Source organism: Acinetobacter sp. WU_MDCI_Abxd143 (assembly GCF_025514195.1).
Lineage (GTDB): Bacteria > Pseudomonadota > Gammaproteobacteria > Pseudomonadales > Moraxellaceae > Acinetobacter > Acinetobacter pittii_H.
On record NZ_JAHPTH010000010.1, the window covers coordinates 45105 to 62835 of the forward strand.

Annotated in this window: 18 protein-coding genes; 11 read left to right on the forward strand and 7 right to left on the reverse strand. The window is 38.3% G+C overall.

All coding sequences use genetic code 11. The features are described from left to right. Nucleotides 1-335: 335 nt before the first annotated feature. The 3 genes from prpF (at nucleotide 336) to KTI79_RS15245 (ending at nucleotide 3023) form a co-directional block, all read left to right on the forward strand. On the forward strand, nucleotides 336-1523 hold the full coding sequence (prpF, locus tag KTI79_RS15235) for a 2-methylaconitate cis-trans isomerase PrpF (RefSeq protein ID WP_032056141.1): 1188 nt from the start codon (nucleotides 336-338) through the stop codon (nucleotides 1521-1523). A gap of 161 nt (nucleotides 1524-1684) precedes the next feature. Further along, on the forward strand, nucleotides 1685-2596 hold the full coding sequence (locus KTI79_RS15240) for a polyprenyl synthetase family protein (RefSeq protein WP_086375829.1): 912 nt from the start codon (nucleotides 1685-1687) through the stop codon (nucleotides 2594-2596). Between the two features lie 58 nt (nucleotides 2597-2654). After that, the gene (locus KTI79_RS15245; protein WP_032056139.1) at nucleotides 2655-3023 is read left to right on the forward strand and encodes an MmcQ/YjbR family DNA-binding protein; all 369 of its coding nucleotides are present in this window, start codon (nucleotides 2655-2657) and stop codon (nucleotides 3021-3023) included. A gap of 74 nt (nucleotides 3024-3097) precedes the next feature. Here the strand turns inward: KTI79_RS15245 and KTI79_RS15250 are convergent, their stop codons facing one another. From KTI79_RS15250 to KTI79_RS15265, 4 genes are all read right to left on the reverse strand, one after another. Beyond that, on the reverse strand, nucleotides 3098-3952 hold the full coding sequence (locus KTI79_RS15250) for an SPFH domain-containing protein (protein ID WP_002116544.1): 855 nt from the start codon (nucleotides 3950-3952) through the stop codon (nucleotides 3098-3100). A gap of 28 nt (nucleotides 3953-3980) precedes the next feature. Next, nucleotides 3981-4442: an NfeD family protein gene (locus KTI79_RS15255; RefSeq protein WP_032005387.1), complete on the reverse strand. Its 462-nt coding sequence runs from the start codon at nucleotides 4440-4442 to the stop codon at nucleotides 3981-3983. Nucleotides 4443-4547: 105 nt separating this feature from the next. After that, nucleotides 4548-5465 (reverse strand): patatin-like phospholipase family protein, encoded by a 918-nt coding sequence (locus tag KTI79_RS15260; RefSeq protein ID WP_032056137.1) that lies wholly within the window; start codon nucleotides 5463-5465, stop codon nucleotides 4548-4550. A gap of 66 nt (nucleotides 5466-5531) precedes the next feature. Further along, nucleotides 5532-6158: a lysophospholipid acyltransferase family protein gene (locus KTI79_RS15265; RefSeq protein WP_086375830.1), complete on the reverse strand. Its 627-nt coding sequence runs from the start codon at nucleotides 6156-6158 to the stop codon at nucleotides 5532-5534. Nucleotides 6159-6286: 128 nt separating this feature from the next. Between KTI79_RS15265 and KTI79_RS15270 the strand changes: the two genes are divergently transcribed. From KTI79_RS15270 to KTI79_RS15295, 6 genes are all read left to right on the forward strand, one after another. After that, the gene (locus KTI79_RS15270; RefSeq protein ID WP_032056136.1) at nucleotides 6287-7546 is read left to right on the forward strand and encodes an MFS transporter; all 1260 of its coding nucleotides are present in this window, start codon (nucleotides 6287-6289) and stop codon (nucleotides 7544-7546) included. Nucleotides 7547-7619: 73 nt separating this feature from the next. Beyond that, on the forward strand, nucleotides 7620-7811 hold the full coding sequence (locus tag KTI79_RS15275; protein ID WP_032056135.1) for a hypothetical protein: 192 nt from the start codon (nucleotides 7620-7622) through the stop codon (nucleotides 7809-7811). A 264-nt stretch (nucleotides 7812-8075) separates the two neighbouring features. Next, nucleotides 8076-9404, forward strand: coding sequence for a DcaP family trimeric outer membrane transporter (locus KTI79_RS15280; protein ID WP_032056134.1), 1329 nt, complete (start codon nucleotides 8076-8078; stop codon nucleotides 9402-9404). Between the two features lie 178 nt (nucleotides 9405-9582). Next, entirely contained in the window at nucleotides 9583-11232 is a 1650-nt protein-coding gene (locus KTI79_RS15285) for a phosphoethanolamine transferase (RefSeq protein WP_086375831.1), read from the forward strand. Nucleotides 11233-11246: 14 nt separating this feature from the next. Beyond that, the gene (locus KTI79_RS15290; RefSeq protein WP_002116411.1) at nucleotides 11247-11921 is read left to right on the forward strand and encodes a DNA-binding response regulator PmrA; all 675 of its coding nucleotides are present in this window, start codon (nucleotides 11247-11249) and stop codon (nucleotides 11919-11921) included. Nucleotides 11922-11944: 23 nt separating this feature from the next. Further along, nucleotides 11945-13279 carry a two-component system sensor histidine kinase PmrB gene (locus KTI79_RS15295; protein ID WP_032056092.1) on the forward strand — a complete coding sequence of 445 codons (1335 nt, stop codon included), beginning with the start codon at nucleotides 11945-11947 and terminating at the stop codon, nucleotides 13277-13279. 1 nt (nucleotide 13280) lies between these two features. Here KTI79_RS15295 and KTI79_RS15300 read toward each other — a convergent pair whose 3' ends face one another. Further along, a complete protein-coding gene (locus KTI79_RS15300) occupies nucleotides 13281-13988 on the reverse strand; it encodes a phosphatase PAP2 family protein (protein WP_079284418.1) in 708 nt (235 codons plus the stop codon). A gap of 69 nt (nucleotides 13989-14057) precedes the next feature. Here KTI79_RS15300 and KTI79_RS15305 point away from each other — a divergent pair, with 69 nt between their 5' ends. Further along, a complete protein-coding gene (locus tag KTI79_RS15305; protein WP_104075282.1) occupies nucleotides 14058-14219 on the forward strand; it encodes a hypothetical protein in 162 nt (53 codons plus the stop codon). A gap of 48 nt (nucleotides 14220-14267) precedes the next feature. Here the strand turns inward: KTI79_RS15305 and KTI79_RS15310 are convergent, their stop codons facing one another. Then, on the reverse strand, nucleotides 14268-15455 hold the full coding sequence (locus tag KTI79_RS15310; protein WP_016143347.1) for an ammonium transporter: 1188 nt from the start codon (nucleotides 15453-15455) through the stop codon (nucleotides 14268-14270). Nucleotides 15456-15757: 302 nt separating this feature from the next. Then, nucleotides 15758-16642: a LysR family transcriptional regulator gene (locus KTI79_RS15315; protein ID WP_032056095.1), complete on the reverse strand. Its 885-nt coding sequence runs from the start codon at nucleotides 16640-16642 to the stop codon at nucleotides 15758-15760. Nucleotides 16643-16758: 116 nt separating this feature from the next. On the opposite strand from KTI79_RS15315, the gene KTI79_RS15320 reads away from it, so the two are divergent. Then, the gene (locus KTI79_RS15320) at nucleotides 16759-17664 is read left to right on the forward strand and encodes an AEC family transporter (protein ID WP_032056096.1); all 906 of its coding nucleotides are present in this window, start codon (nucleotides 16759-16761) and stop codon (nucleotides 17662-17664) included. Nucleotides 17665-17731 lie beyond the last annotated feature (67 nt).

Here is a 17731-nt window from a genome sequence, read left to right on the forward strand (position 1 = left end):
GAGTTATTTTAGCCTAGACTACAAATTAATAAGCTGTGACTGAAAAGTAATTATAAAAAATATTTAAAATCATAATCTTACTTTTAATATTTTAATATCGAGTGAAAAGTACGCTAAAAAATATAATTTCATATAGACTTTTTTTCTTAGATTTTGCTTAGATTAAGTCATTGTCAGCATATTGCTTAATTCTCAAAATATGCTCGCGTCAATACGATTGATGTATAAAGCAGATCGCTATCTCTTGGCCTTAAAACAATTTAAGATGCAGAGAAGGGTAAACAAGAATGCTTGTTTTGATATAGAAGAACATAATAGTAAGGATAACAGTTGATATGAGTTCAGTACCGCAAATTAAAATTCCAGCAACTTATATGCGTGGTGGAACTAGTAAAGGTGTCTTTTTTAAACTTGATGATTTGCCGGAAAGAGCTCAAGTTGCAGGTCAAGCAAGAGATCAGCTGTTACTACGAGTCATTGGTAGTCCAGATCCTTATGGAAAACAAATTGATGGGATGGGAGGAGCCACTTCGAGTACCAGCAAAACTGTTATTCTCGCTAAAAGTTCTCAGCCAGATCATGATGTCGATTATTTATTTGGTCAGGTTTCAATAGATCAGGCTTTTGTAGATTGGAGTGGTAACTGCGGTAATTTGACTGCTGCTGTTGGTTCTTTTGCGATTTCAAATGGCTTAGTTGATGCAGATCGTATTCCTGAAAATGGCCTCTGTACGGTTCGAATCTGGCAGAAAAATATTCAAAAAACTATTATTGCGCATGTGCCTATCACCAATGGTCAAGTTCAAGAAACCGGAGATTTTGAACTGGATGGAGTGACGTTTCCTGCCGCTGAAGTTCAAATTGAGTTTTTAGACCCAGCCGATGATGGTGAAGAAGGCGGTGATATGTTCCCGACAGGAAATATCGTTGATGAATTAGATGTTCCTGATATTGGCCGTTTCCAAGCGACATTCATTAATGCAGGTATTCCAACTATTTTCTTAAATGCAGAAGATTTAGGTTACCAAGGTACAGAATTACAAGATCATATTAATAGTGACGCGACTGCACTAGCACGTTTTGAAAAAATTCGTGCCTATGGCGCGGTACAAATGGGTTTGATTAAAGATATTTCAGAAGCAGCAGCGCGTCAGCACACACCAAAAATTGCTTTTGTTTCTAAACCTAAAAACTATACCGCTTCAAGTGGTAAGTCAGTTTCAGAGAGTGATGTCGATTTACTGGTTCGTGCTTTGTCGATGGGTAAATTACATCATGCGATGATGGGAACAGCAGCGGTTGCGATTGGCACAGCAGCTGCCATTCCGGGAACGTTAGTAAACCTTGCTGCTGGCGGCGGCGAACGTGAAGCAGTACGTTTTGGTCATCCATCTGGAACATTACGTGTTGGTGCTCAAGCGGAACTGATTAATGATCAATGGGTCGTGAAAAAAGCCATTATGAGCCGCAGTGCACGTGTGTTAATGGAAGGTTGGGTACGCGTTCCAGGTGACAGCTTCTAAAAGTTGTTAAATAAGAAAAAGCCTCTCAATCATGTAGAGGCTTTTTACAGTTGCCTTCAAAAACTCATCACCCACTTTTAACAGCGAATCGTGTATGATGTAGCGCATGAATGCTTCATTACATTCAATAAAATTTCTCTACTGATTTTATCGAGGCGACTGTGTCATCACTCTCTCAAGTTAATGCGGATGTTTTAAAACAAGCTCAACAACGTATTCAACAAGATTTATTGACGACACTGGCCGCGTTCTCAATTCCAGAGCCTTTAAAAAGTGCAGTACACCATGCAGTCATGCTTGGTGGAAAACGTGTACGTCCGGCTTTGTGTTATGCCACGGCTTCTTTACAGTCAAATCCGAATTTTGCTGCGGCTCGCCGTGCTGCGGTCGCAGTTGAACTTATTCATTGTTACTCATTAGCGCACGATGATTTGCCTTGTATGGACAATGATTTGCTTCGTCGTGGTCAGCCGACTTGTCACGTTGCGTTTGGTGAAGATACGGCTTTGCTTGCAGGCGACATTTTACAATCAATGGCTTTTGAGGTTTTAGGTAGCCGTTTGTTTGATGAACAAGGGCAGGGTACCGATGCCGCAATTGTACTAAAACAAATGCAGATTTTAGCAACTGCCAGCTCTAAAATGGTCTCTGGACAAGTTTTAGATTTGCAAGCTGAAGGCAAGCAAATCACTCAAGACGAACTTGAAAATATCCATCGCAATAAAACCGGTGCGCTCATTCAAGCGGCCATTATGATGGGTGCAGTGACAATTTTCTCTGGAACAGATCAAGCAATTCCAAAGTTACGTCAATATGGGCAGACCATTGGTTTGGCTTTTCAGGTGTTAGACGATATTCTTGATATTACTTCGAGTACCGAAACCTTGGGTAAAACTGCAGGTAAGGATGAACAAGTACAAAAGTCGACGTACCCAGCCTTAATGGGGCTCGAACAAGCAAAGGCCTATGCTAAAGAATTGCATGATCAAGCTTTTGAAGCTTTAGCTCATTTTGGTGACGATGCAAAAGAATTAGTAGATATCTCACAATTCCTTTTAGCACGTACCAATTAATAATATTAAATCAATATTCATAACTTCTATTCATATTCAATGAATAAAGGAGAAAAGAATGAATGGTGCCCAGCTTCATCAAAATGCAATTGAAATCGCTCGAAATCTTCCTTTTAGTGAGCAGACTCATCCATTTGGGCCTGAATATGAAGTTTTTAAAATATTAGAAAAAATATTCATGCTGACTACAGAAGTCGCGGGCGTCAAAATGATTAATATCAAATGTGATCCTTATAAAAGTCAGGAATATCAAGAACTCTATTCATTTATTGTTCCGGGCTATCACATGAATAAAAAACACTGGATTTCGATTACACCGCATAAGAACTTAACAACCGATTTACTTCAAGATTTAATTCACGATTCTTATGATTTGGTTGTAAAAAAACTCCCTTTGAAAGATCAGAAAAAATTAAAAAACCAATAATATAAAATATAAAAAAACGGCGACATAATAGTGGTCGCCGTTTTGATTTCAATTACGTATTGAAAGTAACTAAATTAATTATGTTTTCCCATAATTCCGCGAATTGTATTTAAAACATCGGCAGGTAAAACCACAGTTTTAGCATTGCTTGATTTCGCCATATCTTGCATCGCTTTGACATACTGTTCACCTAATAGGTAGGCAACTGGCGTTTCTTTATCACCCACTGCACTTGTCACCATCTCAATGGCCTTTTGCGACGCTTCAGCCAAAACAACTTGTGCTTCTGCATCACGGCGAGATGCTTCTAAGCGACCATCAGCTTCTAAAATTGCAGCTTGTTTTTCACCATCAGCTCTCGTTACTGTAGCACGACGTTGACGTTCTGCCGCAGCTTGAGCTTCCATGGCAGCTTGCATGGTAGAAGAGGGTTGAATATCTTGAATTTCGACAGTTTTTAAAGTGATGCCCCAATCTGAAATATCATCGGAAATCGCAGCTTTGAGCTTCGCTTTAATATGATCTCGTGAAGACAAAGCATCATCTAGATCCATTTCACCGACAATAGAACGTAACGAAGTTTGTACAAGGTTTTGAATGGCCCATGTATAGTTTTCAATACCATAGACCGCTTTTTCTGGTGTGGTTAAATTAATATATGCCACAGCATTCATGAGTAATACAGCATTGTCACGCGTAATCACTTCTTGAGATGGGATATCTAACACAATATCTTTAGTGGTAACTTTATAAGCCACTTCATCAACATAGGGAATCACAAAATTAAGCCCGGGATTAAGGGTAGAATGATATTTCCCTAAACGTTGAACAATCCACTTATAACCCTGAGGAACAATACGAACCCCTTTAAAAATGGTGACAGCCACAAAAGCCAAAAAGGCTAAAACAATAATAGTGCCGACTGGCATGAAAATACCCTCTCTTTATCTTTAATGTTTATGAAGTACCATGGGACTGGACAATTAAGTCGTTACCCGAAATATCAATAACTCTAACACGATCACCAACTCTGACTGGTGTGGTGCTTCGACAGTTCCACTCATCGGCCCCTAAAATAGGCATTGGAAAGCGAACGATAATTTGATCATGGTCGAGACCGGTTTGGATCACCATACCAATTTGACCAATAGTCGCTTCACGGGGTAATCCCGCTTTCGTTTTATCAATTGATAATGGTTTAATAAATTTGAACCAAAGAATGGTGCATAGCACTGACAGAACTATCCACAATACAATTTGCGTTGTGAGGCTAATATCTGGAAATAACCAGTAGAGAAAGCACACCATAATGGCGGCAATACCAAACCAAAGCGCGGCAAAGGCGGGTAGAATCAGTTCAGAAAGAATAAGTAAGATACCCAATACAAACCAGTGCCAAGGTTGTATAACAAACTCCATAGATCTGCTCTTTTATATATCTTTATGATGGGTAAAAGTGACTCAATATCACTTTTACCACTGTAGCAGATGATGGGGAGTGTGGATAGAAAAAAACCACCTCAATTAGAATTTAGGGCGTGGTGCAGGCTTAAATGCAGCTGGAGATTTTTTGAAGTTTGCAATTGCAGTTTCAACTTGGCGTATTTGTGCTTGAGCAGCTTTTTCGCCTTCCAAAATTGCTTGGTTACTTGACTTGAGATCAAGCGTGCCTAAGTGGCCCACTTTAGGTTGGATGACAACATTTGCCTGCTTGAGTTCTTCATTAATACTTTGTTGACCCATAATATTAATGGTTTGATCCAGTAATCCCCACATATTGGCTGGGCGATTTCCTGCTGGACGCGCAGAAATATCGACTGCAATCACAATATCTGCACCCATGTCACGAGCGGTTTTAACAGGAATTGGGCTAACCAATCCACCATCGACATATTTCTGTTTGCCAATTGTTGCCGGTACAAACACATTCGGAATACTACAAGATGCACGTACGGCTTGGCCTGCATTACCTTTAATGAAGTCAGCTTTTTGACCATTATCAAGGCGTGTTGCCACGGCAGCAAAACGGATTGGGAACTTCTCAATCGGTTTATTGCCTACATTACGGTTAACGTAGTCCTGTAACTTTTGTCCAAGAATAATACCCTGACGATTAAGTGTTAAATCGCGGATATCTGACTCTTGTAACTTTAGAGCCAGACTTTGCAATTGATAAGGCGTTTGTCCACTTGCGTAGATACTTCCAACAAAGCTACCGGCACTGGTACCCGTTACAATTTTAGGTTTAATTCCGTGAGACTCTAAAACCTTAATTACACCAATATGTGAAAATCCTTTTGCTCCACCGCCACCTAAAGCAAGTGCAATCACAGGTTCACGGGCTTTTATTGAGGTTGTCGGTGTTGGTGTCTTGCTAAATTTATCACAGCCAAATAGTGCTAGAGAGATAAATCCAATACTGGCAAATTGAGCAATTTTCATCTTTAAAAATAATCTATGTCGAGATAAATTAAGAAGGGCCATGAGACCAGATTTGCTCAATTTTTGCTAGGTTTTTTTCACTAGATTTTGTAAAGGTTCAGCGAGCCAATTGCGATTTTTAGGTGAAATTTTTCCTTCATAACGCTCAAAAATCTTGGTGAGATCTTCATCATAGTTGCCACTTGGGTTTAGGTGACCTAAGCAGTGAATCGTCTTGTGATCATAATCAAAAGAAAACATCACAATGGGAATATTGGCTTTTGCAGCGATATGATAAAAGCCACTTTTCATTTTTTTTGCTTTTTTACGTGTGCCTTCGGGCGCCATTCCAATCCAGATCTTGTCATATTTTTGAATGGTTGCAACGACTTGCTCCGTAAGTCCATTGGCTGTGTCACGTTTAACTGGAATGACTCCAGCCCAATCTAAAGCTCGTTTAAACGGTGGTTTAAAAAGGGCATCTTTACCTAATACCGTAATTTGGATACCTAATCCGAAAATCGCAAGAAAGCCATACCATCCATCAATATTGGAAGTATGGGGGGAAATAATCGCAACTGCTTTTGGAAAATTAGGAACTTCGCCTTCAATTGTCCAACCTTGCGCTAAAAAAAGTTTTTTAAATAGCGCCCGGCTTAAAGCAGTACCGCGTTGAGGTACTAAATCAGGTAAATTAGGGAAATATTGATCCATATTTTTTTAAATTTTAACTTGTCCTAGTTTTATCTTAATCTTTTGAAATATATGCTTCATTGGCAAAATGTAAGAACAACATGACATTTGATGTTATTCCTCATTAAACAAATAAAAAGTAGGTTTCTATGTTGCGGCAGCAAAATTTTTATCTTCTGCTATTTTCTTTATATTGGGCACAAGGACTGCCTGTCGGCTTTATGACGCACGCTTTACCCGTGATCTTAAGGGCAGAAGGAGTTTCACTCGCCCATATTGGTGGCTTTGGCTTATTAATGTTGCCTTGGTCAATCAAGATTTTTTGGGCGCCGTGGGTTGACCGACACGCACTTTCCCGTTTAGGTCACTATCGTAGTTGGATATTACCTACTCAGTTTTTGACTGTAGCTGTACTGTGCATTTTGTCTTTTTTCCCCGTTCAAGCTTTAGATCAACCCATTTATTTATTTGCCTTTTTTATTTCACTTCTTTTTATGAATTTAACTGGAGCAACACAAGATATTGCGACCGATGCTTTGGCAGTCAATTTGTTAAAACATGATCAGCAGCATTGGGGCAATACATTTCAGGTCATTGGTTCGCGGTTAGGTTTTATTGTTGGGGGAGGTGCCGTACTTTGGTGCTTAGACTGGTTAACATGGCAACCCACTTTTTTGCTATTAGCAACCATAGTATTTTTAAATACTTTACCCGTTTTATTATTTAAAGAGCCTCAACACACTTCTCATCTAAATGAAGAACCCAAACTTGGCCAACAAAATTTAGTTCTAAAAATTAAAGCCTATTTGAGATATTTTTCCCAAAGTAAAAAGCTCCGTTCTTGGTTAATAGTACTCATCACTTTTAAAGTCGCGGACGGCTTAGCGGGACCATTACTCAAACCTTTAATGGTGGATATGGGATTAAGTTTTACTCAAATTGGTGTTTATATCACGATGCTCGGTGCAGTAGCGGCACTCGCTGGGGCGGCAATAGCAGGAGGAGTGCTTAAGTACTTTTCAAGACCAACAGCATTAATGGGTTTTTCAATTTTTAAAATTATGAGTCTAGGAGCCTATGCTTATTTAGCCTATGCGTATGAACGAAAAATTCAGCTCAATGTTTGGGCTATCTATATAGTAAATGCGTTAGAAGACGCCTTCTCGGCAATGTTATTGGTGGTTATGTTGACTCTAGTCATGCATTACAGTCGCAAAGAATATGCGGGGACAGATTTTACCTTTCAGGTTTCAGTCATGGCGACTGTGAGTGGTCTTCTTTATAGTTTTAGTGGGGTGATTGGTGATGTACTTGGTTATTTCTATTATTTGATAGCTATTGTCATTATTGCAGTGATTACTTTACTGCCTATTTATCTCTGGAAACATGAAAAACTACAGGAAAATTAATGTTAACTAAATGAAATAAAGAAACTTAATATTGCTTAAGCCATGATCTAGCCTAGATCTAATACCTTTGTCTATGTTTTTAAAAATGTATATTTTTAGCTATTTAAATGCGCTATTAATTGTGCCATCTTGTGTGGGTAGCAAATGGAAGCTAACTGGAGAAAAAATGGATTTCGATAACAAGAAAAATCATGTGAATCAATCAAAATCGGCAGAAAAATGTTCAATTAGATTGGTTATTAGCCTAAAGTCTAAAAAAGAATAATGAAATAACGATTTAATCATTCTATAAGATAAGAGAGTTGTGTAGGATTCGTTACAACATGAAGTTAAGGTAAAAATCTGTAAAACAAAGTATGTCTTTGGTTATGGGCTTTAGTCTTGCACAGCGTTGAAATTGGTTTTGGTTGCGGTAATAAAATTAATGTAACCAAAGTGGAGGAGAGTTGATTTTTTAGCCCCTTAATTTAATGGCGTAAATCAACTTGGCATGGATAGGCAACATAAAATATATTTTTAGGAGTTCTTGATGGATCTATTCCTTAATCGTAAATCTTTCGTTATTAAAAGTTTAGCTCTTACAGTAACAGCTTTAATGATGAGTGGGGCACATGCTGCAACTTCCGACAAAGCGGAAATTCAACAGCTTCGTAAAGAAGTTGAAGCACTTAAAGCTTTAATTCAACAGCAACAACAAGTACAGCAACAACAACAGCAAGTACAGCAACAACAGCAAGTACAACTCGCTGAAGTTAAAGCACAACCTCAAGCTGCTGCGCCAGTTTCACCTTTAGCAGGATTTAAATCTAAAGCTGGCGCTGATGTGAATCTATATGGTTTTGTTCGTGGCGACGCTAACTATATTATTGAAGGTGCTGATAACGACTTTGGTAAAGTAGCTGAGTCAAAAGGCGAAGCAAAAGACAAAATTCGTGCAACTGCTAAAACGACTCGTCTAGGCCTTGATTTCACAGCTCCAGTAAATGATGCTAAAGTTGGTGGTAAACTCGAAGTTGACTTTGCTGGTTCAACAACAGATTCAAATGGCTCATTGCGTGTTCGTCATGCTTATGTAACATATAATAACTGGCTATTTGGTCAAACGACTTCAAACTTCTTAGCTAATCATGCACCAGAAATGATCGACTTCTCGACAAACATTGGTGGTGGTACTACTCGTGTTCCACAAGTACGCTATAACTACAAACTAGGACCAACAACACAATTGTTTGTAGCGGCTGAAAAAGGTGATAGCGCTGGTCTTACTGGTACAAAAGATACAGATGGTAGCTGGGTAAATGACAGTATTAAATATAGTTTGCCAGTATTAACTGCTAAAATCACTCAAGGCTATGCAGATGGTAAAGGTTCTGCTTCAGCTCGTGCATTAGTTGAAAACTATAAATCAAAAGCTGGCGGTGATAACCAAACTGGTTGGGGGGTTGCTGTTGGTACAGACTTTAAAGTATCTGATCCTTTAAAACTATTTGCGGATGCATCTTATGTTGTAGGTAACAGTAACTACTTATATGGTAGTAATAAGGCCTATACAATCGTAAACGGTGATATTGAGCAAAATGAATTTGTAGCCGTACAAGTGGGTGGAACTTATAAAATTTTACCTAACTTACGTTCTACTCTAGCATATGGTGCTCAGTTCTCTGATGACGGCACTGATTATGCTAAAGCATATGCAGCTGGTAATGAAAAAGTTCAACAAGCATGGCTTAACGTCATTTACACACCAGTTAAACCAATTGATTTAGGTGTTGAATACGTTAACGGTAAACGTGATACATTTGATGGTAAGTCTTACAAAGACAACCGTGTTGGTTTAATGGCTAAATATAGTTTCTAAAAACAATATTTAGTTAAAAACTCAAAAGACGAGGTTAAATCTAACCTCGTCTTTTTTTATATAAATTAAAAGAATTAGTATGCTTTAAAGCTTCTGAATTAGATCATTTTTTATTTAAGTCATTTTTAAGTTTCAATTTCTACATTAGAGCATCATAAAAAGATTGTAGTCACCCAAGATGCTGAATTTTTTTTCTACTTTAAAAAATAAACAGATTTCGCTGTTTATGTTTAATTTAATTTTAGCTATTTGGTTGGGGGCCATTCTCAATATTGGTTTCTTCCATAGCATTGATATTTTAACTCCATATTTTGGAGTAAAGGCTATTCTATTTTTAGCTGCCACAGTGTTTATTGTGGTTACTGCTTATTATGCGCTTTTACAAATCTTAAACTGGAAATGGACGGCCAAACTTTTTGCAATTTTGCTGGTCTTTATTGGTGGTTTTAGCTCTTATTTTGTAAATACATTAGGTGTAATCATCTCGCCAGATCAGATTCAAAATATGATACAAACCGATGTCTCTGAAGTTTCTGATTTAATTTCATTACGTTTTGGGCTTTGGACAATTTTCTTTGTGGTTTTACCTATTATTTTAATTACGCAGGTAAAACTTAAAAAAGAAAAAGTATCTTATTTATTGATGAAAAAGCTTGGTTCGATTGTAGCCTCATGTGCAATCGTGGGTATTTTACTATTTGTTTACTATGTTGATTTTGCATCTATTTTTCGTGAGCATCGTGATTTGAAAGGTATGATCTCACCACAAAATAGCATTTCTTCCTTAATGTCTTATTACCACAAAATGGCACCTAAGAAGAACTTGCCACTTATACATTATGGAGAAGATGCTCATCAAGTTCAGCAAGTACAAAGCAACTTGCCTAAATTAATGGTTCTCGTTGTTGGTGAGACAGCTCGTGCGGAAAGTTTTGCATTAAATGGTTATTCGAAAAATACGAATCCGGAACTTTCTAAACAAGATATTTTGAATTTTTCCCAAGTCAGCTCATGTGGTACAGCAACTGCTGTGTCGGTTCCATGTATGTTCTCTGGAATGCCTCGTGTTGATTATGATGAACAGTTAGCAAGTCATCGTGAAGGTCTATTGGACATTGCTAAACGTGCGGGTTACCAAGTAACTTGGATTGATAATAACTCTGGCTGTAAGGGCACTTGTGATCGTGTTGAACAGTACAAAACACCTGAAAAGTTAAAGCAAAAATGGTGTAAAGATGGCGAATGCTATGATGATATTTTAATTGATAGCTTAAATGAGTATTTAGCGACTATTCCTAAAGAAGACACTCGTCCGCGACTCATTGTTTTACACCAAGTCGGAAGTCATGGTCCAGCCTATTACAAGCGTGCACCTGCCCAATATCAACCGTTTAAACCGACTTGTGATACTAATGCGATACAGGGTTGTTCTCAAACAGAGTTATTAAATAGTTATGATGACACAATTGTATATACAGACCATGTGTTAAGTCAGATCATTAATAACCTAAAAGAATTATCGAAATATCAAACAGGTTTATGGTATTTATCTGATCATGGTGAATCAACGGGTGAACATGGTTTATATTTACATGGTTCACCGTATGCAATTGCACCGACCCAACAAACGCATGTACCAATGATGATGTGGTTTTCTGATAGCTGGAAACAACACAACCTTGCACAAGTGAGTTGTTTAGGCCAACAAACTAAAGAAAAGTTAAGTCAGGATAATTTATTCCCAAGCTTACTGAGTTTGTTAGGTGTAAAAACTCAGGTCATCAACCCTCAACTGGATATGCTGCACTCTTGTGCCCATGTGAATTAAAGCGAGCCTAGAACATGACAAAAATCTTGATGATTGAAGATGATTTTATGATTGCAGAGTCAACAATAACGTTGCTGCAATATCATCAATTTGAAGTGGAGTGGGTCAATAATGGCTTAGACGGTCTGGCTCAGTTGGCTAAAAATAAATTCGATTTAATTCTTTTGGACTTAGGGCTACCTATGATGGATGGCATGCAGGTCTTAAAGCAAATTCGCCAAAGAGCGGCAACTCCCGTCTTAATTATTTCAGCGCGAGATCAGTTACAAAACCGTGTTGATGGTTTAAACCATGGTGCAGATGATTACTTGATCAAACCATACGAGTTTGATGAGTTACTTGCCCGTATTCATGCGCTATTACGCCGTAGTGGCGTAGAGGCTCAGCTTGCGAATCATGAGCAACTATTACAAAGTGGTGATCTGGTTTTAAATGTTGAACAACATATTGCAACCTTTAAAGGACAGCGTATTGATTTGTCTAATCGTGAATGGGCAATTCTGATTCCTTTAATGAGTCACCCAAATAAAATCTTTTCTAAAGCAAATCTTGAAGATAAGTTATATGATTTCGATAGTGATGTGACCAGTAATACGATTGAAGTATATGTGCATCACTTGAGAGCCAAACTTGGGAAAGACTTTATCCGAACTATTCGAGGATTGGGTTACCGTTTAGGGCAATCGTAACTTAATTTTGGAACTTCATAACAGTGCATTATTCATTAAAAAAACGACTGATTTGGGGCACCTCAGTTTTCAGTGTCATTTTAGGTTGTATATTAATTTTTAGTGCTTATAAAGTTGCACTGCAAGAAGTCGATGAAATTTTAGATACGCAAATGCGTTATTTAGCTGAGCGCACAGCTGAATATCCATTGAAAACGGTAAGCAGTGAGTTTGATTTTCATAAAACTTATCATGAAGAAGATCTATTTGTAGATATTTGGGCTTATAAAGACCAAGCTCATTTATCTCATCACCTCCATTTATTGGTTCCACCCGTTACACAAGCAGGTTTTTATTCGCATAAAACTAGTCAAGGTTTAATCCGTACTTATGTTTTGCCATTAAAGGATTATCAAATCCAGATTAGCCAACAAGAAAAAGTCCGTGAAGCTTTTGCTTGGGAGCTTGCGGGCAGTATGTTTATTCCATATTTGATTATTTTACCTTTTGCGATTTTTGCTTTAGCTGCAATTATTCGTCGTGGGTTAAAGCCGATCGATGACTTTAAAAATGAACTGACTCATCGTGACTCAGAAGAGCTGACGCCTATTGAAGTTGTAGATTATCCTCAAGAATTGTTACCCACAATTGATGAAATGAATCGACTTTTCGAGCGCATTTCTAAGGCACAAAACGAGCAGAAACAGTTCATTGCAGATGCAGCCCATGAACTTCGAACCCCTGTGACTGCTCTGAATTTACAAACTAAAATTTTAATTAGTCAATTTCCTGAGCAGGAATCGCTGCAAAATTTGAGTAAAGGATTAGCGCGTATTCAGCACTTGGTGACACAGCTTTTAGCGCTGGCTAAGCAGGATGTTTCTTTAAGTGTGATTGAACCGACGAGAGCTTTTCAGCTTAATGATGTCGCTTTAAATTGTGTTGAACAGCTTGTTAATCTGGCTATGCAAAAAGAAATCGACTTGGGCTTTGTTCGTAACGAGCCAATTGAAATGCATAGTGTTGAACCAACTGTTCATTCAATTATTTTTAACTTAATTGATAATGCAATTAAATATACACCCCATGAAGGGATGATTAATATTTCTGTTTTCACTGCTACAGATGGCGATGCGTGTATACAAGTTGAAGATAGCGGGGCGGGGATTGACCCAGAGCATTATGATAAAGTTTTAAAACGTTTTTACCGTGTACATCATCATCTTGAAGTGGGGAGTGGTTTAGGTCTATCGATTGTAGATCGAGCAACTCAACGTTTAGGTGGGAATTTGACACTAGACAGAAGTTTAGAGCTTGGTGGACTTTCGGTCTTGGTCAAACTTCCAACGATTTTACATGTTCATGAAACAAGGACTTGAGTTAGGCAAGTTCTTGTTTGACTCGTTTCTCAAATTCAAAGCGGTGAATACAAATGGCATAAAACAAGATATTTACCGCCCAAACCACCCAACCTGTCCATAAATTATGACTCAGGAAATGTGCTCCACGCATCATTTGTGCCCATCCCATCATAAAGCCTAATAAAATGCCTGAAATGAGATAAAAATAGGCACGTTTAGGTTGCTCAAGACGATAAACAAAATAACCTGTCATTAAAATGAAACCAGCACTTGCATGGCCGCCCGGAAAACAATGCCCATGCTTAGCAGTAAAATCCCATACATAACTTAAAGCAGTCGGATGAACCATATTCCAAGGGCAGGCATGAGCAGATTGTGATTTTAAGAGACCAACCAGTGCGCTACCAATCATGCTCACAAAAAACATATAACCATTTTGCCAGCGATAAAGCTTTAATTTCTCAACTTTAAATGATACAAGCCATAGACCGAAAAAGATGACATAAATGCCAGTAATGATCTGCTTTACAATCTCATGATTAAGTCTTTCTAGATACCAATTGTCTCGATTGAAAAAATGACCTGTTGAATCAATCCAAGGCTGGATGAGGTACATATCAATTTTCCCACCCACTGGAAAAACGATTAAAAGCAGGAAAAAACTGAGAAAAAGAAAAATGATATTAATCTGGAAAAATTGTTTTTGTTGATTCATGCCATGCAACATCAATTAGATCGTGAGTAAAGGCATTACATAAAATAAAACTTAAATTGCTCTTAAACTAAATTTAATTTCGTGACCAAAATGATGAGTGAGTGTATCCATTCACAACCTGTTGAGCATAAGAAGTTTAAAGTTTTTGCAAACTATTTGAATAGTAATAAACAAGGAACAGGTTTTGTGAATGGAAATGGTTTTGGTTACTTTTGCCGAAACAAAAGTAACGTAATTGACTGATGTTATTTGCTATTACAGAAGAAAAGACTCTGTCGTGCCTACACAGAATTAAAACATACCTTCTTCAGAGTTTGCCGAAATTTTATGAATAGACAAATCTGCACCACGAAACTCATCTTCTTGAGATAAGCGAATGCCAATGGTCGCTTTAAGTAAACCGTAAACAATAAAGCCGCCAGCAAGCGCAATAGCAATTGCGAGCGCTGTTCCGATGAGCTGTGAGATAAATGATACGCCGCCTAAGCCACCAAGCCATTGTTGACCAAATAGGCCTACTGCAATACCACCAAATGCGCCACATACACCATGTAGCGGCCATACACCTAACACATCGTCAACTTTAAGTTTGTTTTGAGTATAGGTGAATAGATACACAAACATGGCACCCGCTGCACCACCAATAACAAGTGCACTGATTGGATGAACAATGTCAGAGCCTGCACAGATTGCCACTAAACCAGCAAGTGGACCGTTGTGTAAGAAACCAGGGTCATTTTTCCCAATCGCATTTGCTGTAATTGTACCGCCAACCATTGCCATAAGTGAGTTAATGGCAACTAAGCCAGAAATTGCATCAACACGCTGAGCACTCATGACGTTAAAGCCAAACCAGCCGACAATTAAAATCCATGAGCCAAGTGCCAAAAATGGAATAGAAGAAGGTGGATGAGCACTTACACGACCATCTTTCTTATAACGACCAGAACGGGCACCCAATAAAATGACAGCAGCAAGTGCAATCCAACCGCCCATGGCATGAACTACGACTGAACCTGCAAAGTCGTGAAAAGCTGCGCCAAAGGTTGTTTCTAACCACTTTTGCAGACCGTAGTTACCATTCCAGACCATACCTTCAAAAAATGGATATACCAGCGCAACTAAAGCAAGTGTGGCAATTGCTTGTGAACGCATTTTTGCACGTTCAGCAATACCACCCGAAATAATGGCAGGAATTGCCGCAGCAAAAGTAAGTAAAAAGAAGCAACGCATGAGGTTATAGCCATGATCACTTGATAAAACCGTACCATCATGGAAGAAGTGCTGGCCATAAGAAATGTAGTAGCCAACAAAGAAATATGCGATTGCAGAAAGGGCAAAGTCAGTCAGAATTTTACTAAGTGCGTTCACCTGATTTTTATGGCGAACCGTACCAAGTTCCAAGAATGCAAAACCTGCGTGCATGGCAAGAACCAAAACTGCACCAAGTAATAAGAAAAATAGATCTACATTTTGCATAGCATGCTCGAAAAAAGTGCTAAATTCCATTTTGGAACAAATCTGGGTCTGTAAATTGCACCAAAATAGATTTAAGGAATCTAAAAACCTAAGTTTGTCGAAACAAACTCAATTGCATAAAAGTGAATATGCAATAAGCGCACCAATTTGGATTAAATAAGTGGTTTTTGGCGATAAATGGTGCGTTGATTTGGTTAAAGAGGGGTAGTTTTGGCGCTTTTTATGTTACAAGTCATCTAATACGCTTATAAAATGACCTGAAAGAGTTCGTTATAAAATTCCTAAAAATTATTTGTAATCATTTAATGATCTGACCAAACCGATTGTGCGACTTCAATAAAAGCTTTTGCAGCGGGACTCATGTGCTTTTTATTTTTGACCGCGAGACCAATAGAACGTTTAAGGTTCGGTTTAAAAGGGCGTTTAACCACGTGGGGATAAAGTGAGAGTAACTCTTTGGTGAGCACCATATCAGAGACAATCGAAATCCCTAACTGGTTATGGACCATGCTGACGATACTTAGAATTTGTGAAACATAAAATTTGATGTCGGGTTTCACATTAAAGTTTTTTAAAATTAATTCGACCTGATGTCGACTACCCGCCATTGTCATAATAAAAGGGCAGTTTTCTAGCTGTGCTGGATCAATATAGAGTTGCTGCGCAAGCGCGTAACTATTCGGAATTAGGGCCACAAAACGATCTTCAATTAATGGAAACGTGTCAAAACGCTCATCTGGCATAATTAAAAAACCAACCTCTATGCGCCGTTCCAATAACCACTGGGCAACTTCTTTATCTTCACCTTCATCAATATAAATTTCGATTTTAGGGTAGCGCTGCCGAAAGGTTTCTAAAATTTCAGGCAATAGATATATGGATGATGAAGCCCCAAAAGATCCAATACGTAATGTGCCTTCATTTAAACCGTGGATTGCAGCCACTTCTTTTTCTAAGGTATCGGAAATGCTTAGTAGCTCTTTTACATGAGTAAGTAGCTGCTGTCCTGTCGTAGTCAGCTCAATATCACTCTGGGATCTTGAAATCAGGTTAATGCCCCATTGTTGTTCTAATGATTTAAGCGCATGAGAAACTGCCGACTGTGAAATTCCCAATTTTTCTGCTGTAGCAGTAAAGCTTTTTAGTTCTGCAATGAGTGCGAAAATTTCAAGTTGGGTAAATGTCATGTTGTATTTGTTATGAGTAAAAACTCATTTTATCATGAGTTTTCATTATCTTTAATATATGAGTAAGCCAAGGTAGTTCCTAAACTAGCAAGCCCCGACAAAACTCGAGAAAAGAAATGAATAGCATTGTTTTATCTCTTTTTCCTTTAGTTGCACTAATTGCATCGGGATACTTATTTAAAAAATATCGTTTTTTTAGCGATGAGTTTTGGGCTGGGGCTGAGAAGCTGAATTACTATATTTTATTTCCTGCTTTGCTTTTCAGTACGTTATCGACCGCGAAAATTGACTTACAAAGCTTGAGTACAGCCATCATTGCGATGTTGATTGTGGTTTTAGCAGTCACCGCCTTTTTATACATCCTCCGAATGTTTTGGCAAATACCCCCTGCACGTTTTGGTGTGCACGTACAAAGTATGGTTCGCTTTAATACCTATATTGGTTTGGCATTAGTGACTTCGCTTTTTAAAAGTGAAGGAATGGCAATACTGGCAATTTTATTGGCGCTTTGCATTCCACTGGTAAATGTTATTTCGGTGCTTGCTCTAACCTCTAAAGAACACATGGCAATTAAACCTGTTTTGATTGCACTCCTTAAAAATCCTTTAATTGCATCGTGTGTAGTAGGGGCAGCAGTCAATGCACTTCAAATCCCGATTTGGGAAGGCTTTACTCACTTTATCAAGCTTTTTTCAGTGTCGAGTTTGCCACTGGGTTTGTTATGTGTTGGCGCAGCTTTACAGTTTATGCAAATTAAAAAAGACATTGTGGTATTGGCGGCAGACACGTTTGCACGACTTTTAGCAGTACCTGCTTTGGCTTACGCAGTTTGTATGTGGTTTGGTTTGCCAAGCTTGCAAACACAAATTTTAGTTATTTTCTTTGCGCTACCGACTGCTTCAGCTTCATACATTTTAACCAAAGTTTTAGGTGGCGATAGTCAGCTTATGGCAGCCGTGATTAGCTTTCAAACTCTATGTGCTGCCGTCACTTTACCACTGGTGATTTGGTGGATTTCTTAAGATATAAATTTTAGGTCTCTTAACACTTAAAGAATGCTTGGCTACCTTCCTCATCTGATTATTGCTA

What these genes read in the sequence shown, in the direction of transcription:
- prpF (WP_032056141.1), top strand. Translation starts at nt 336, where the DNA reads ATGAGTTCAGTACCGCAAATTAAAATTCCAGCAACTTATATGCGTGGT.
- KTI79_RS15245 (WP_032056139.1), top strand. Translation starts at nt 2,655, where the DNA reads ATGAATGGTGCCCAGCTTCATCAAAATGCAATTGAAATCGCTCGAAAT.
- KTI79_RS15250 (WP_002116544.1), bottom strand. Translation starts at nt 3,952, where the DNA reads ATGCCAGTCGGCACTATTATTGTTTTAGCCTTTTTGGCTTTTGTGGCT.
- KTI79_RS15255 (WP_032005387.1), bottom strand. Translation starts at nt 4,442, where the DNA reads ATGGAGTTTGTTATACAACCTTGGCACTGGTTTGTATTGGGTATCTTA.
- KTI79_RS15260 (WP_032056137.1), bottom strand. Translation starts at nt 5,465, where the DNA reads ATGAAAATTGCTCAATTTGCCAGTATTGGATTTATCTCTCTAGCACTA.
- KTI79_RS15265 (WP_086375830.1), bottom strand. Translation starts at nt 6,158, where the DNA reads ATGGATCAATATTTCCCTAATTTACCTGATTTAGTACCTCAACGCGGT.
- KTI79_RS15270 (WP_032056136.1), top strand. Translation starts at nt 6,287, where the DNA reads ATGTTGCGGCAGCAAAATTTTTATCTTCTGCTATTTTCTTTATATTGG.
- KTI79_RS15275 (WP_032056135.1), top strand. Translation starts at nt 7,620, where the DNA reads ATGTTTTTAAAAATGTATATTTTTAGCTATTTAAATGCGCTATTAATT.
- KTI79_RS15280 (WP_032056134.1), top strand. Translation starts at nt 8,076, where the DNA reads ATGGATCTATTCCTTAATCGTAAATCTTTCGTTATTAAAAGTTTAGCT.
- KTI79_RS15285 (WP_086375831.1), top strand. Translation starts at nt 9,583, where the DNA reads ATGCTGAATTTTTTTTCTACTTTAAAAAATAAACAGATTTCGCTGTTT.
- KTI79_RS15290 (WP_002116411.1), top strand. Translation starts at nt 11,247, where the DNA reads ATGACAAAAATCTTGATGATTGAAGATGATTTTATGATTGCAGAGTCA.
- KTI79_RS15300 (WP_079284418.1), bottom strand. Translation starts at nt 13,988, where the DNA reads ATGTTGCATGGCATGAATCAACAAAAACAATTTTTCCAGATTAATATC.
- KTI79_RS15310 (WP_016143347.1), bottom strand. Translation starts at nt 15,455, where the DNA reads ATGCAAAATGTAGATCTATTTTTCTTATTACTTGGTGCAGTTTTGGTT.
- KTI79_RS15315 (WP_032056095.1), bottom strand. Translation starts at nt 16,642, where the DNA reads ATGACATTTACCCAACTTGAAATTTTCGCACTCATTGCAGAACTAAAA.
- KTI79_RS15320 (WP_032056096.1), top strand. Translation starts at nt 16,759, where the DNA reads ATGAATAGCATTGTTTTATCTCTTTTTCCTTTAGTTGCACTAATTGCA.